The organism is Campylobacter sp. CH246, assembly GCF_004378835.1.
Classification (GTDB): Bacteria; Campylobacterota; Campylobacteria; order Campylobacterales; family Campylobacteraceae; genus Campylobacter_D; species Campylobacter_D jejuni.
This window is the reverse complement of record NZ_RYYA01000001.1, coordinates 227,313-241,809: the sequence shown is the minus strand read 5'-3', so window position 1 is coordinate 241,809 and position 14,497 is coordinate 227,313. Positions and strand designations below refer to the sequence as shown.

General features: G+C 31.4%; 11 protein-coding genes. All 11 read right to left on the bottom strand.

Translation table 11 applies throughout. The features are described from left to right. Window positions 1–4: 4 nt before the first annotated feature. Entirely contained in the window at window positions 5–3,493 is a 3,489-nt protein-coding gene (locus ELQ06_RS01305; protein ID WP_052797941.1) for a proline dehydrogenase family protein, read from the bottom strand. Between the two features lie 129 nt (window positions 3,494–3,622). Further along, window positions 3,623–4,645: a selenide, water dikinase SelD gene (gene selD / locus ELQ06_RS01300; protein WP_079460112.1), complete on the bottom strand. Its 1,023-nt coding sequence runs from the start codon at window positions 4,643–4,645 to the stop codon at window positions 3,623–3,625. A 9-nt stretch (window positions 4,646–4,654) separates the two neighbouring features. Then, the gene (gene yedF, locus ELQ06_RS01295) at window positions 4,655–5,227 is read right to left on the bottom strand and encodes a sulfurtransferase-like selenium metabolism protein YedF (protein WP_052797943.1); all 573 of its coding nucleotides are present in this window, start codon (window positions 5,225–5,227) and stop codon (window positions 4,655–4,657) included. Between the two features lie 111 nt (window positions 5,228–5,338). Next, complete coding sequence (gene ccaA, locus ELQ06_RS01290; RefSeq protein ID WP_052797944.1) at window positions 5,339–7,441, bottom strand: aspartate chemotaxis receptor CcaA; 2,103 nt, start codon at window positions 7,439–7,441, stop codon at window positions 5,339–5,341. 112 nt (window positions 7,442–7,553) lie between these two features. Further along, window positions 7,554–8,291, bottom strand: a complete 738-nt coding sequence (locus ELQ06_RS01285) for a winged helix-turn-helix domain-containing protein (RefSeq protein WP_052797945.1) — start codon at window positions 8,289–8,291, stop codon at window positions 7,554–7,556. Beyond that, entirely contained in the window at window positions 8,284–9,066 is a 783-nt protein-coding gene (gene fdhD, locus ELQ06_RS01280) for a formate dehydrogenase accessory sulfurtransferase FdhD (RefSeq protein WP_052797946.1), read from the bottom strand. Before fdhD ends, ELQ06_RS01285 begins: the two co-directional genes overlap by 8 nt. Before the next feature lie 167 nt (window positions 9,067–9,233). Further along, entirely contained in the window at window positions 9,234–10,166 is a 933-nt protein-coding gene (locus ELQ06_RS01275) for a formate dehydrogenase subunit gamma (protein WP_052797947.1), read from the bottom strand. Next, entirely contained in the window at window positions 10,163–10,804 is a 642-nt protein-coding gene (gene fdh3B, locus ELQ06_RS01270; protein ID WP_002851264.1) for a formate dehydrogenase FDH3 subunit beta, read from the bottom strand. The genes ELQ06_RS01275 and fdh3B overlap by 4 nt, the downstream gene beginning before the upstream one ends. Next, window positions 10,801–13,605, bottom strand: coding sequence for a formate dehydrogenase subunit alpha (locus ELQ06_RS01265; protein WP_079254195.1), 2,805 nt, complete (start codon window positions 13,603–13,605; stop codon window positions 10,801–10,803). Before ELQ06_RS01265 ends, fdh3B begins: the two co-directional genes overlap by 4 nt. Then, window positions 13,605–13,796 carry a twin-arginine translocation signal domain-containing protein gene (locus ELQ06_RS01255; RefSeq protein ID WP_002851537.1) on the bottom strand — a complete coding sequence of 64 codons (192 nt, stop codon included), beginning with the start codon at window positions 13,794–13,796 and terminating at the stop codon, window positions 13,605–13,607. The genes ELQ06_RS01265 and ELQ06_RS01255 overlap by 1 nt, the downstream gene beginning before the upstream one ends. Continuing rightward, window positions 13,771–14,484, bottom strand: a complete 714-nt coding sequence (locus ELQ06_RS01250) for a molecular chaperone TorD family protein (RefSeq protein WP_079460111.1) — start codon at window positions 14,482–14,484, stop codon at window positions 13,771–13,773. The genes ELQ06_RS01255 and ELQ06_RS01250 overlap by 26 nt, the downstream gene beginning before the upstream one ends. Window positions 14,485–14,497 lie beyond the last annotated feature (13 nt).

Here is a 14,497-nt window from a genome sequence, read left to right as displayed (position 1 = left end):
ATCATTAAGATATTGCTCTAATGCCTAAATTTCCATAGCGATGAAAAGATATACTTAAAGCTTTTTCATTAAAATAATTTAAAAGTTCAAAACGACCATTTAATAATGGCTTTTCTCTTATAATGATTTTAGCAAGCTTTGCAGCCTCTTTATAAATCTCATCATTTACATCTGGCTTTGCTAAATAACGCACTCTTTCATATTCTTTAATACTCTTGATAAAATTTTCTTTATTTTCTTTTAAAAATAATACTTTTGCTCCTATGCTTTGAACAATTCGTTCTATCATACTAACATCTTGTTCATCATAACTGATACTTAGATCAATATTTGCAATATTTGCACCTAAAACCACACCTAAAACATCTTTTAAGCTTTCTTTTCCACAAAGTCTTAAAACCATATTCTTTATTTTAGTATAAGAAAAAAGATTATCTTCTCCACGAATATTGACATAATCTTTTGAAACACTAAACTCGTTTTTATAATGATAAGCATAAGATTGAGACATTTTAATTAAATTGTTCATAAAATCTTGTGCTTCTTTTAAATCTATTTGTGCTAATTTTTTTGAAAATTTATCTTCAATTAAATGATCATCAAAATCTTCTTGCTTAATCTCTAAAAATTGAGTGATATAATTATAAATTCCCACTTTTCTACCCAAACCTATAGCTGATTTTTTAATCCCACCAAAAGGTTGACGCAGCACTATAGCCCCTGTGGTTGGTTTATTGATATAAATATTTCCTGCTTCTATGTGAGTGTGAAAATACTCCCATTCTCTTTCATCTAAGCTTTCAAAACCTGCAGTTAAACCATAACCTGTGGAATTTACTATATCAATAGCTTCTTTTAAGTCTTTAGCCTTCATCACACTTAAAATCGGTACAAAAAGTTCATTCATATGAGTAAAATCACCCTTTTTAGTGCCATATTTTATGCCTGGAGTCATCAAATAAGGATTATCCTCTAAAAACTTAGGTTTTAATGCCCATTCTTCATAAGGTTGTAATTCATCTAAGGCCTTTTGAACTTTAGAACTTGGCTTATCAGCTAAAGTACCTAATTTATTTTTAAATTCAAAAGGATTGCCCACTGCCATAGAACTCGCAGCATCCACTAAAGTCTTTTTAAATTCTTCATCATGATAAACCTCTTCTTCTAAGACTAGCAAAGAAGTAGCTGAACATTTTTGACCGCTATTGCTAAAAGCAGAATGAATGATATTTTTAATCGCACTATCACGATCAGCAAATTTAGAAACGATAGTCGCATTCTTTCCGCCAGTTTCAGCACTTAAAAGCAAGGTTGGATTAGCTTTTAACATAGCATAAGCAGTATCCTCTCCTCCTGTAAGAATTGAAAATTTAATCGCTTCATCAATAAGTAAATATTTAGAAATATCACTTCCTTTTGAAGGTAAGAAAATCAAAGCATCTTTTGGAATACCCGAATCCCAAAAACACTTACAAAGCATATAACCTGTTAGAGTTGAAAGTGAAGAAGGTTTGTAAATCACCACATTACCTGCGGCTAGTGGTGCAGCTATAGTACCTACTGAAATTCCTATAGGAAAATTCCAAGGAGCTATGGTAACCCCTATACCTTTAGGTGTGAATGTAACTTTTGGATTTTGTTTTTTAAGCTCTTCTAAAGAGTGCGGATAAAACTCTATAAAATCAATAGCCTCACTTACTTCAGGATCGATCTCTAAAAAGGTTTTGCCCACTTCTAAAGCTGCCAAACCTATCAAATCCCCTCTTCTTTCTCTCATCAGTTTTGCACTTTTGGCTAAAATTTGATAAATTTCATCATGACTTTTTTGTGTAAATTTGGAATTTTTAGCTACTTCTAAAGCTTGTTTGATTTCTTTTTCTCCTGCTAAATAAGCCTTTCCTATAACTCTATCTTCGATCTTATCTTTAACTTCTAAAACATTTAAATTTTCTGCTTTAAAATCAAGTTCGCCTATAACAGGATAAACATCATAATCTTTTAAATTTTCATATTTAGTTTTAATTTCTTTAGCCCACGCTCTATTTTGTGCTAAAATAAAATCCGTATCGCTTTCATTGCTAAATTTTTTACTTTCATAAGAACTTATGATATTTGATTCTTTATTTCTATCTTGCTTACGATGTGTAGTATTATCAAGAGTTTTTATGCCTTCTAAAGATTTTAAAAAAAGTTCTTTTTGGATATTCCAGTTTTTATCTCCTACTTTAAGATTGAAAAAATAACGCATAAAATTATCTTCACTTGTATTTTCATCAAGGCGTCTTACAAGATAAGCAATGGCATTGTTAAAATGTGCTTCATCGCAAACTGGGGCATAAAGGATTAGATCATGCATTTTAGATAATTCATAAGAACATTGCAAACTCATACCTTCAAGCATTTCAAAAGTAAAAGAATCCAAAGCACCCACTTCACTTATACGTGTATAAGCATAAGCAATCTCAAAGATATTATGACTTGCAATTCCTATGTTGATGTATTTATAATTGTCTCCTTCAAGAATAAAATCAAGCATTTTATTATAATTACTATCAGTATCTATTTTTTTGTAAAAAGTAGGAAGCTCCCAACCCCTTTGAGACGCAATGGTTTCTTCACTTTCCATATTAGCACCCTTAACAAAACGGATCTTAATAGGCTTCATACCTTTTAAAACCCTCTCTTTTGAAAAAGCAAAAAGTTTTTTAAGATACTTATAAGAATCAGGAATATAAGCTTGCAAAACAATCCCTGCTTTAATATCAAATTTAGCCACACTTTCCATAAAAGCTGCAACGGTGAGCTCTAAATCCCTAAATTCTTCCATATCAAGATTGATAAATTTAGATACACCTTGTTTTTTCTCTTCTTCTAAGGCTAAAGCATAAAGATAATCTAGTCTTTTTACGACCTCTTCTTTGGAATAATGAAAATCTATAATATTAATTTGTGAAAAAATAGTAGTAATTTTTATGGAAATATAAGTGATATAGCTTGATTTTAAGGCTTCTTCGTATTTTTGCATACGATATTTACTCTCAGCTTCACCTAAAACCTCTTCGCCGATTAAATTCACATTTAAGGTAATTTTATCTTGCTCTTTTCTTTTCTTAATATGTGGTTCTAAAACACTAGGATTTGCATCTAGAACCATAGCTTTAGTATCTTCTCTTAAATGTTTGACAAAAAAAGGTACACTTAAATTAGGAGCAAATTTGCCAAAATTTAAAAAGCTAAAAAGTAGGAATTTTTCAAAAGTGCTAAAAAAATCCGCTATGCCATATTTACTCAAAGTATATTCTATAAGCTCAAAACTTGCATTTTTATCTTTACATCTAAAAGAACGATCTAAAAGCTCTATAAGCATAACTTTATTTTTGGGATTATTAAGAAGTTTTTGCATTTTAGCATGGAATTCTTTTTCAGAATTTGAAATATTGGCTTCTATTTGTCCTTGCAATTCTTCAGCTAAGGCTAAAGCTTTTTGTATCATTTCGTATCTCCTAAGATAAAATAAATTTTAATAAATAATATATAAATAAGATAAAAATAATATTTTAAATCATAGAAAATGTATAAAAAATGATAAAAAAAATTTTAATGGGTATATAAGTAACAAAAATTAAGAAATGATAATATCATTTTCTTGCTTATTTACAACCTTAGCAATAATTTTAGCTTGAATATTTTCATCTTCTAGTTTTTTTAAACATTCTAAGGAATCTTTTTCACTTATAGAAATTAAAAGTCCTCCTGAAGTTTGTGGATCACAAAGTAATAATTTTTCTTCATTTAAATCAGGGGCAAGTTCTTTTATAAATTCTAAATTTTTATAAGCCCCAGCAGGAATTAAACCCATATTAAAATACTCTTTTACTCCATCTAAAAAAGGAAGTTCACTTTCAAAAATTTCAAAAGAAATATTTTTATTTAGCATTTCTTTTAAATGTCCTAAAAGTCCAAAACCTGTGACATCACTCATGGCACTTGGATGAAATTTAAGAGCAATTTGACTGGCTTTATAATTTAACTCCATCATACTTTTAAGCATTATATCTAAATGTTTTTGATTCAACATTTGTGCCTTTAAAGCCGTACTTAAAATTCCTGTTCCTAAAGGCTTGGTTAAAATGATACAATCTCCAACTTTAGCCGTATTATTAGCAATAAATTTACTAGGATGTACTTTTCCTGTAACACTAAGTCCAAAAAAAAGCTCAGTGCTTTCTATAGTATGGCCACCCACAACTAAAGCATTGCATTCTTGCACCTTATCATTTGCACCTTCTAAAAGCTCTTTTAAGATATTTAAATCATGATTACAAGTATCAAAACCTACTATATTTAAGGCATTAATCACCTCTGCACCCATAGCAAAAACATCGCTTAAAGCATTTGCTGCGGCAATAGCACCAAAATGATAAGCACTATCTACTATAGGAGTGATAAAATCAAGCGTTTGCACCAAAGCTAAATCAGGACTGATTTGATATACGCTTGCATCTTCATTATTTCCGATATCACTAAGTAAAGCAGGAGTTTTTTGCATGAAATTTAAAATTGTTTTAAGACCACCCGGGCTTAATTTCGCTGCTCAACCTGCTGCTTTAACAAAATGGGTTAAATTTTGATTTTTATATTGCAGTGTTTTTCCTTATAGAGTAATGATTTTTGCTTTACCAAAAAGCTCGTTTAAAATTTCATAAGCATTGCCTATATTTCCTATTTTAAGTTCTTTGCTTTTATTGAAAAATTCCAAACAAGCTCCGCAACTTATGATCTCAATACCTAAATTTTCAAGTTCTTTCATAGCTAAATGTGCTTTATGATTTTCATCAACATTGATTAAAACACTTTCATTTACGCAAAGAATTTTACTTGGAGTATGATCTAAATTTTTTAAGGTACTTAAAAATCCTACAAGTAAATTTTGTCCCAATTCACCCTCACCCACTTTGTCGGTTTTTAAAAATAAAACATTATAATTGTGAATATTTACTTCACTAGAATTAAAATTCTTTTTTTGTACTTTGATGCAAAACTCTTGTGCATTTTCATCTACAACAGGGTTTAAATTTAAAGAGTTAAGAAATTTTACAACATTATTTTTTGAAATAATAGAATTTAAAACAATTTCTAAAATTTCATTTTCTTGAAGTTTTTCAAGAGCGTTTTTTGTTTCAACTATAGGCTGAGGACAAGAAAGATTGCGACAATCAATTTTCATTATTTTTCCTTGATATTAGCTTTGAAAAATAATATTATTTTATTACTTGTTTTGTGTTTAAAAATTTTAAATAATATAGAAAAAATTTAAAAGCTCAAAAATGAGCTTTTTTTAAAATCTTTTTTTATTCACATCTTCAAGAATTGCCGCAGCAATTTGATTGACTTCATTTGTTATATTATTGGTAACATTTGCAACTTCGACATTTTCCTTAGTTACAGTTTCAAGTTGTGCTATAGCATCGTTAATCTGTGTGATTCCTGCTGTTTGTTCTTTTACAGATTCTGCTACTTCATTTACGCTTTGAACAAGTATATTAATATTTGCCTCGATTTCAGATAAGGATTTTCCTGTTCTTTCCGCAAGCTGTCTTACCTCATCTGCAACAACTGCAAAACCACGCCCATGTTCTCCAGCACGTGCAGCTTCAATAGCTGCATTTAAAGCAAGAAGATTCGTTTGCTCAGCGATATCTTTAATCACATTGACAATATTTTTTATATCATCAGCTTGCGAAGCAACCTCAACTGTTTTTCCACTTACATTTTGCATAGAAGAATTAATCTCTTCTACAGCTGCAGCCGATTGTTCTAAAGAACTCGCTTGTGCATTAGAGCCATCAGCAAGTTTTTGCATAGAATTTTTTAACTCTTCTGACTGATTAGCTAAATCTTTAGCAAAATTTGAAGAAGCTACAAGCATCTTTTTAATTTCTTTACCTAAAATATTAGTTGTAATCTCAACTTCGCCTTTAGCATCAAATACTTCTGTACTAAAATCAAGAGCCTTATAACTATCAAAAACTCTATTAATTTCATTCATATTAGAACCAATTTTACTTTGCAAAACATCAAGCATTCTATTAAGAACATTTTTAAGTTCTACTAATTGAGGGTTTATAGGATTTTTAGTAATTCTTGCAGTTAAATTACCTTTTTCGATTTCTCTAGCAGTTTGCACCGATTCATCTACAGCATTTTGATCTTGTTCTAAAGATATTTGAATCTTTTCAATATTTTCATTTATGATTCTGCCCATTGCTCCTAGCTCATCATTGGCACGAATTTCAATAGCCTTAGGTTCAATTTTTTCATGGTTTAAAAAACGGAAAAATGATTCTAAAGAACTAAGAATCACAGGTAATCTAGATGCGACAATTTTTCTTACGCAATAATAAACCACTCCTAAAACAACAAAAATAAAAATAAAAGATGCACCAATAATAATTAATTGTAATTTTTTCAAAGGTTCAAAAACTGAATATTTAGGGGCAGTTACCAAAACCGTCCAAGAACTATCTTGCACTTTAAAACTATTAATCGCAGCATAAGAATCATCACCGTCAAAAGCTATATAGTTAAAAACTCCATTTTTTCCTTCACTCATAGCCTTATAAGTCTCTTGTGCACCTTTATTAGGATTGACATCTTTTAAATTTTTTAAAACTAGATTTTTATTTGGATGTATCGCCATCAAACCATCTGAATTTAAAAGAACTCTTAATTCACCATCATATTTTTGACCTTTAGGGTCTAAAAGATAAGTAGCAATATCTGAAAAATCTAAAGTCATGCCTATGACACCTACAACTTGATTTTTTCGATCAAAAATAGGCATAGCAACATTTACAGCATCAAAATCTTGACCTTCTAAATTCATCTTAATAGGACGGCCTATATATACTTTATTTTCCCCATATTTTGCTTTTTTTAATATATCTTGCACAACTTGCAGATTAGCTATTTCATCACTAGCTTGTATTGCTTTTATTCCGCCTTTATTATCCTTTTCTTCATCAGCGTAAAGCATGACAAATTTTCCACTTTGAGTATTGAAAAATTTACTCTCTTCTTTAAAGTATTCTGGCGGATCGATAAGATACAAATAAGTAAAATTAGAATAAGCACTATTATCGAAAGTATTGGTTATAATATTTGTTATATTATCTATATCTAAATCTTCTTTAGAGGTTGATCTAAACATTTCTGTTAAAGTACCTGAAATACTTTTATTTAAAGCGATCATTTCCCCAAAAATTCCTTGAGTTTGGGTAGCATATTCTTTCGTGATAGAAGCAAGAATATCTTCTGTATTTTTAGTAATATTTTGACTTACTTGTTTTGTGATTAATGAAATTAAAATAACAAGTCCAATAACAACAACAGTTGCCACAGAAAAAATAAGTTTTAAACCTATATTTAAAGATTTAAACATCTTATAACTCCTAAAAAATAAAAAATTTAGATTCTAATTTTAACATATTTTTAAAAAAATAATATTAATTAATTATAAAAATATTATGTATTAGTATTTTTTGATAGAAGATTTATTTTTTTCCTTTTAAAAACAGTTCTTTAAAGCGTTTATTAGCGTATTCTTCTATATCTTTTTGTAAAATAGAGTAATTTTCCATTAATTCCAAAGCTCTAGGAGTAAGTTTTGTTCCTGATTCTTTAGAGCGTCCTTGTCTTGTGCTAACTAAGATTTCTTGAGAATTTTTTTGTAAGGTTTGTAAATGCATCCAAGCTTTTTTATAATTAATCCCCATAAGTTTAGAAGCATGCAATAAACTACCTGTTTGTCCGATAAGTTCCAAAAGTTCTGTTTTTCCTCGTCCAAAAAGCAAATCTCCATCCGCATTTTCGATCCAAGTTTTTGTTCTTACTATAAATTGCTTACCTTTTTTTTCTTTAAAACAACCAAGTTGACAATACTTTACATCAACCTTATAAGCTTTTAAAGCTGAACGCATACTTTTAAGCCCACAACCTTCTTTAGCAATATCTCTTGCATCTTTACAAAAAATTCTACGCTTTTCATCTAAACTAGGTTCTATTTTTTTAAGTACTTCAATCTTTGCTTTTTCAAAATCTAAATGTCCAAATTGCCCCAACTCGCAATTATCAATTCTCATGTGATTTTCATCGGCTAATTGTCCGATTTTTTCTATATTTACATTAAATTTCTTTGCAATTTTAAAAGCCGTACCACAATCTAACTTTTCATTACTATTTAACAATTCTCTCATATATGAGATGATTTTTTTTTCTTGATTTTTATCCATGAATTCTAAATTCTCCACTATAAATATTGATCTTATTTTCTCTAGCAAAACCACAAAGCGTTAAATCAAATTTTCTTGCTATCATAACTCCTAAACAAGTAGGAGCCGTGCGTGAAACAAGCACTGGAATTTTATGCATAACTGCTTTAGCTACCATTTCAGAACTTAACCTTCCGCTAACCATTAAAAAACATTGACTTAAATCAATCCCAGCTAAACGTGCTTTTCCTAAAGCTTTATCTATGGTATTATGCTGAGCTATATCTTCACCTATAAAAAAAGTTTTCTCATCTACAAAAAGCTTAGCCGTATGTACACAGCCTGTTTTCTCATAAAGCTCGCATTGAGTATAAAAAGTACTCATTTGTTTTAAAATTTCACCTTTGCTAAATTTTGCATCAGAACTAATTTTACTCGCTTCAATGGCTTCTGGATCGATATTTGCAGTATGTGCTCTACCACAACCACTTATAACTACACCTTCAGCATTAAGCTTTGCTAAATTTTCTTTATCAATCTTTGCTTTAATATGCACACTCATACCATCATCTTTTGTTTCTATACTCTCAATATCACTTACTTTCGCAATGATATTTTCACTCATTAAATATCCTATTGCTAATGCCTGTTCATCTACAGGAGTTGCCATTAAAGCACCTACTTTTTCATCATTAATAAAAATTTCAAGCTTAATTTCACGCACTAAAGTATCATCACATGTAAAAGATTCATTGCCTTTATATTTTAAAATTTGAGTTGTAAATAACGGATCCATACCTTATCCTTTAATTATCTTTAAATAATATTATATCAAAAAAAACATAAATAACAAATTTATATATGGAAAAATATATTTTAGATTCAACTTATAAAATAAAATTCGTTCTATTTATTTCAAAAAAGCTTAAAACTACCGCTATGCAATAACATAGCGGTTAAAGATTAAATTTTTACATTAGGATCATAAGAAAAACTAGGTTCAATTTGCTTTTTATTGCTTAATTCTTTATACCAATAAGAATGTAAAATATAAACCTCCTCTTCTTCTTTATAACCACTAATCATAGAATGGATACTGCCTTTGATTGCAAATACTGCCATATAAATATGCACACCAAAAAACACTGCACACACTATGCCTAAGAAATTATGCACTATAGCTGAAATTCTTAAAAGTTCAATTTGAGTTAAACCAAAAAGACCTTGAATTGCTGTGGAATTGAAATCAAGAAAATACATAAATCCACCTGTAATTATCATCAAAAATCCACCAAATACGGCTATATAATACCAAGATTTTTGACCAAAATTAAACTTACCTGCAGGTACAGGACGTTTGATTTTACTTAAATAACCACCTACTATCATCATCCATCTGATATCATAACTTGCAGGAAGCATTCTTTTAATCCACCATAAAAACATAGGGATTATAGAGATGATAAATAAAACCGTTGCAAAAGCATGTAAATTTTTACAAACCCTTACAAAAAGTCCGCCTCCAAAAGTCGCCCCAAACATCATCACAAAACCAGTTGGCACTAAAATCACCCAAGAAATTGCCGCGATAAAATGAAAAAGTCTTTCAAATAATGTAAAAGCATAAATTTTCTTTCCATCGTGTGAAAATTGCTTAGGTCCTATAACCATATAATGCAAAGCGAATGCAGATAATACCGCAATAACAGCGATTAAAGCTATAGTAGCTATATATTCACCTTGCAAAGTTGTCCAAAGTTTGCCAAAAGTATCATAATTTGGGATATTTGTAATACGATGAAAATCCCAAATTTGAGTATCTTGTCCCATTCTCTCACTACCATAAGCAAATAAACTCGCTACGCTTAATAAAAGCGTTACAAATACTTTTCTCATAAGCGTTCCTTTCCTGTGTAAGCAATCTTCCACTCCAAACTTTCCGAAGGATTTGGAATGCCATAATTTCTATTCATAAGTCTATTATGATAAATCTCTTCTATTTTAGAACTTTCACCTACTAAAAGTGCTTTTGTCGAACACATCGCAGCACATACAGGAACTTTTCCTTCTGCGATACGATTTTGACCATAAAGTTCTCTTTCTTTTTCTGAATTCGTTGCTTCAGGGCCACCTGCACACATAGTACATTTATCCATAATGCCTTTATTTCCAAAAACACTATCTTTTGGAAATTGTGGTGCACCAAAAGGACAAGCATAAAGACAATATCCACAACCTATGCAAATTTCTTTATCGTGCAAAACAATACCATCAGCACGGATGTAAAAACAATCCACAGGACAAACGATAGAACAAGGAGCATCATCACAATGCATACAAGAAATAGAAGTTGAAACTTCTTTTCCTTGAATTCCTTCATTTAAAGTAATCACACGGCGGCGGCGAATATGAATAGGAAGCTCATGTGCTTCATCACAAGCTACCGCACAACCATTACAATCAATACAACGCTCATTATCACAAAAGAATTTCAAGCGTTCTTTTTCTAAATTTGCAAAATTTACCTTACTCATTTTCCATCCTTACTGATTCTACAAAGCCCGCCTTTAGTCTCTGGAATCTGACACATGATATCATAACCATAATTTGTTACCGTATTAGCACTTTCTCCGCTTGCATAAGGCTTAGTTCCTTCTGGGAAATTGTGCGTTAAATCCACGCCTTGCATAACTCCTGTAAAATGGAAAGGCAAGAAAATCATATCTTTTGCTACACCTGGATTAACCTTCACTCTTACATGAATTTTAGTACCTTCTGGAGAATGCACCCAAATCATATCTCCTGCTTTAATGTCTTGCTCTTTTGCTAATTCAGGATTGATCTCACAAAACATTTCAGGTGTTAAACGCGTTAGATACATAGATGCTCTATTTTCCATACCTGCACCATTTAAATTCACAAGTCTTGCAGTAACAAGATTAAGCGGGAATTCTTTAGAATAATCCTTAGCTTGTTGCACAGAAACAAATTTAGTATCCACGCGGTAAAGCGCTTTTTGATCTTCAAAACTTGGATATTTTTGCACCAAATCGTTTCTTGGAGAATGTAAAGGCTCACGGTGGAGTGGAATTTTATCTTTAAAAGTCCAAACTACAGCTCTAGCTTTAGCATTTCCATAAGGAACTATGCCTTTTTCTATACATTTAGTTGCTATGATATTGCTATCATCATAAGACCAAGTTGATCCCATTTTTTCTTTTTCTTGAGCACTTAAAGTAATACCTAAAACTTTTTCTATATTATCTTTAGTAATTTGTGGATAACCTGTATCAATAGGTGAATTTAAAGGTGCATTTTTAGCAAGTAAACTCTCTCCTTCATACTCGAGTCCAAAATTATTTCTAAAGCCCATACCACCTTTTGCTACTTCAATGTCGGTATTATAAAGCACAGGAGAACCTGGGTGCTTATCACTCCAACAAGGCCAAGGAAGCCCGTAATACTCGCCAGCAACTTCGTCTTTTCCTTCTAAAGTTACCTCATCAAATTTATCCCAGTATAAAGTATGCTTTTTAAGCCTTTCAGGACTCCAACCATTAAGCCCTATACTTCTAACTGCTTTTGCAATTTCTCTTGTTGCATTTTCAGGCCAAACAATCTCACCTTTTTCATCGCGTAAAGTCTTGGTAAAGTCTTCATAAAAACCTAATTTTTTAGCAAGCTCAAATAAAATTTCTTGATCTTCCATGCTTTCATAAAGTGGATCTACAACTTTAAATCTCCATTGTCCGCTACGATTTGTTGCTGTTACACTTCCGCTTGTTTCAAACTGTGTTGCTGCAGGTAAAAGATAAATTCCATCTTTTCTTTCTGCAATAATCCCTGCTTCATTTACAAAAGGATCGGCTAAAACTAAAAGCTCTAAAGCTTCCAAACCTTCTTTAACTTTTACTTGTTGTGCAGTCGAAGTAATACCATTTCCCATAACTACTAAAGCTTTTAAAGGCGTTCCTGCATTATCGATAGCATCATTTCCATCTTTTCCATTTAAAGCCGCTGCCCACCATCTAGCAAGTGAAAGCCCAGTTTTATGCATCCAATCTTTGCTTACAAAATTTCCTAAAAGCCACTCATAATCCACACCCCAAATTTTGGCATAGTATCTCCAAGTCGCTTCATTTAAAGGATAATAACCTGGTAAATTTTCGCTCAAACAAGCCATATCTGAAGCACCTTGAACATTATCGTGTCCGCGTAAGATATTAACTCCACCACCAAATTTACCTATATTTCCAAGTACCATTTGCACAATAGGTGCTAAACGTGTATTTGAAGTTCCTACAGTATGTTGAGTTAAACCCATAGCCCAAATAAGCGTAGTTGGTTTGTTTTTAGCTACTTCGTGAGTGATTTGCACCAAAAGTTCTTTAGAGATCCCTGTAACATTTTCCACTTCTTCAGCTGTCCATTTTGCTGCTTCTTCACGAATTTTATCAATTCCAAAAACTCTTTCATCAAGATATTTTGTATCTTCCAAGCCTTCATCAAAAATGATTTTTAACATTCCATACATGAAAGCAATGTCAGTTCCTGGACGAATTCTTGCATAAATATCCGCTTTTGCTGCACTTTTTGTAAATCTAGGATCTACAACGATAAGCTTTGCACCTTTTTCTTTTGCTTTTAAGAAATGTCTAAAACCCACAGGGTGATTTACCGCTGGATTTGCTCCAATGATAATGATACATTTACTTCTTTGGATGTCTCCAAGATGGTTTGTCATAGCGCCATAACCAAATGTATTCGCCACACCGGCGACTGTTGCGCTGTGTCAAATTCTAGCTTGATGATCTACATTGTTCGTTCCAAAAAATGCTGCAAATTTTCTTATATAATAAGCTTGTTCATTATTAAGTTTTGCAGAACCTAAAAACATAACACTTTCAGGATTTTCTTTACGATAAGCAGCTAGTTTTTCTCCGATCTCACTTAAAGCTTGCTCATAACTTATGCGTTTCCATTCTCCATTTTCTTTTTTCATAGGATATTTTAAACGCACATGTGAACGCACCATATCGATCATATCAGATCCCTTGCAGCAATGTCCACCTGAACTCACAGGATGATCTTGAGCGATTTCTTGACGCACCCAAACACCATTTTGCACTTCTGCAATAATCCCACAGCCTACAGAACAGGCTGTACAAACTGTTTTTACTTTTTTACTACCTTCATAAGCTTCTTTAAGCTCATCAGCACTCGCTTCTCTTAAAGTTTCACTTCTAGCAAGCAACGGTGTTGCTAGACTTGAAAGTGCTGCCATTTTAAGAAAAGAACGACGCGTAAGCTTGATATTTTCACCTACACTTGACATTACTCAGCCTTTATATAATAATTTTCCCAATTAGCACTTCTTTGAAAAAGCACTTCTTTTTTCTTACTTTTACCTTTAACTAAATCTTTTCTTTCTTCATCTTTAGCTAGAGCTAAAGTCGTGCTACCAAGCACTCCAGCAGCCCCTAAGGCAAAAGCGGATTTTTTAAGAAATTCCCTGCGATTTTTCACGAGTCCTCCTTTGTTTATTTGCTTCTCTTCTTAAAAATTCTGAACGCGATAGATCGTTTTGCACTTTTTTAGAATTTATTTTTGCAGGTTTTTCCACTTCAAAGCAAAGTCTTTCAAATTCCATAAAAGCCGATGCAATACTTGAAATTTCCTTGTATAAATTCGCATTTTTATTCATGAAAACATCACCTAAAAACTCATCGATGTTTTTATTGATCACTTTTTCAAAAAGCTCTTTGGCTAAATCATCTTCATTTTGCCTTAAAAATTCACTCATCAACAATAAACAAAATCCAACACTATCTTCACTTTCTTTAAAAAATTTTTCATTGCGTCTTATTTTACTTTTGACTAAAATTTGACGCACGCAAAGTAAAGGATTTGAATTTTCAAAACCTTCTTCTATGTAAGAAAAAGTCGTTGGAATGCTATTTTTAAGACTTAAAAAAAGCAAATCATATTCTTTAAAAAATGCTTGTATAGAATTTTCATCATCTAAATGCTTAAGCAAGATATCGAAATTTGATTTTAAATTTTCATCAAATAAACATTCTTGCATTGTCTTTAAATACTCTTGTAATTTTGACAATCTTTCTTCAGAAAATGAAAAAACAAAAAGCTCTCCTAGACATTGATAATAAAGACTTCTAGCTAATCTTAATTTTTCCAAATCCATTAAAGCCCCCATGCATTCAAAATTT

Bases quoted from the DNA above. Each gene is read 5' to 3' on its own strand.
- fdhD (WP_052797946.1), bottom strand. From the start codon at position 9,066: ATGGATCCGTTATTTACAACTCAAATTTTAAAATATAAAGGCAATGAA.
- yedF (WP_052797943.1), bottom strand. From the start codon at position 5,227: ATGAAAATTGATTGTCGCAATCTTTCTTGTCCTCAGCCTATAGTTGAA.
- ELQ06_RS01275 (WP_052797947.1), bottom strand. From the start codon at position 10,166: ATGAGAAAAGTATTTGTAACGCTTTTATTAAGCGTAGCGAGTTTATTT.
- ELQ06_RS01285 (WP_052797945.1), bottom strand. From the start codon at position 8,291: ATGGATAAAAATCAAGAAAAAAAAATCATCTCATATATGAGAGAATTG.
- ccaA (WP_052797944.1), bottom strand. From the start codon at position 7,441: ATGTTTAAATCTTTAAATATAGGTTTAAAACTTATTTTTTCTGTGGCA.
- ELQ06_RS01305 (WP_052797941.1), bottom strand. From the start codon at position 3,493: ATGATACAAAAAGCTTTAGCCTTAGCTGAAGAATTGCAAGGACAAATA.
- ELQ06_RS01250 (WP_079460111.1), bottom strand. From the start codon at position 14,484: ATGGGGGCTTTAATGGATTTGGAAAAATTAAGATTAGCTAGAAGTCTT.
- fdh3B (WP_002851264.1), bottom strand. From the start codon at position 10,804: ATGAGTAAGGTAAATTTTGCAAATTTAGAAAAAGAACGCTTGAAATTC.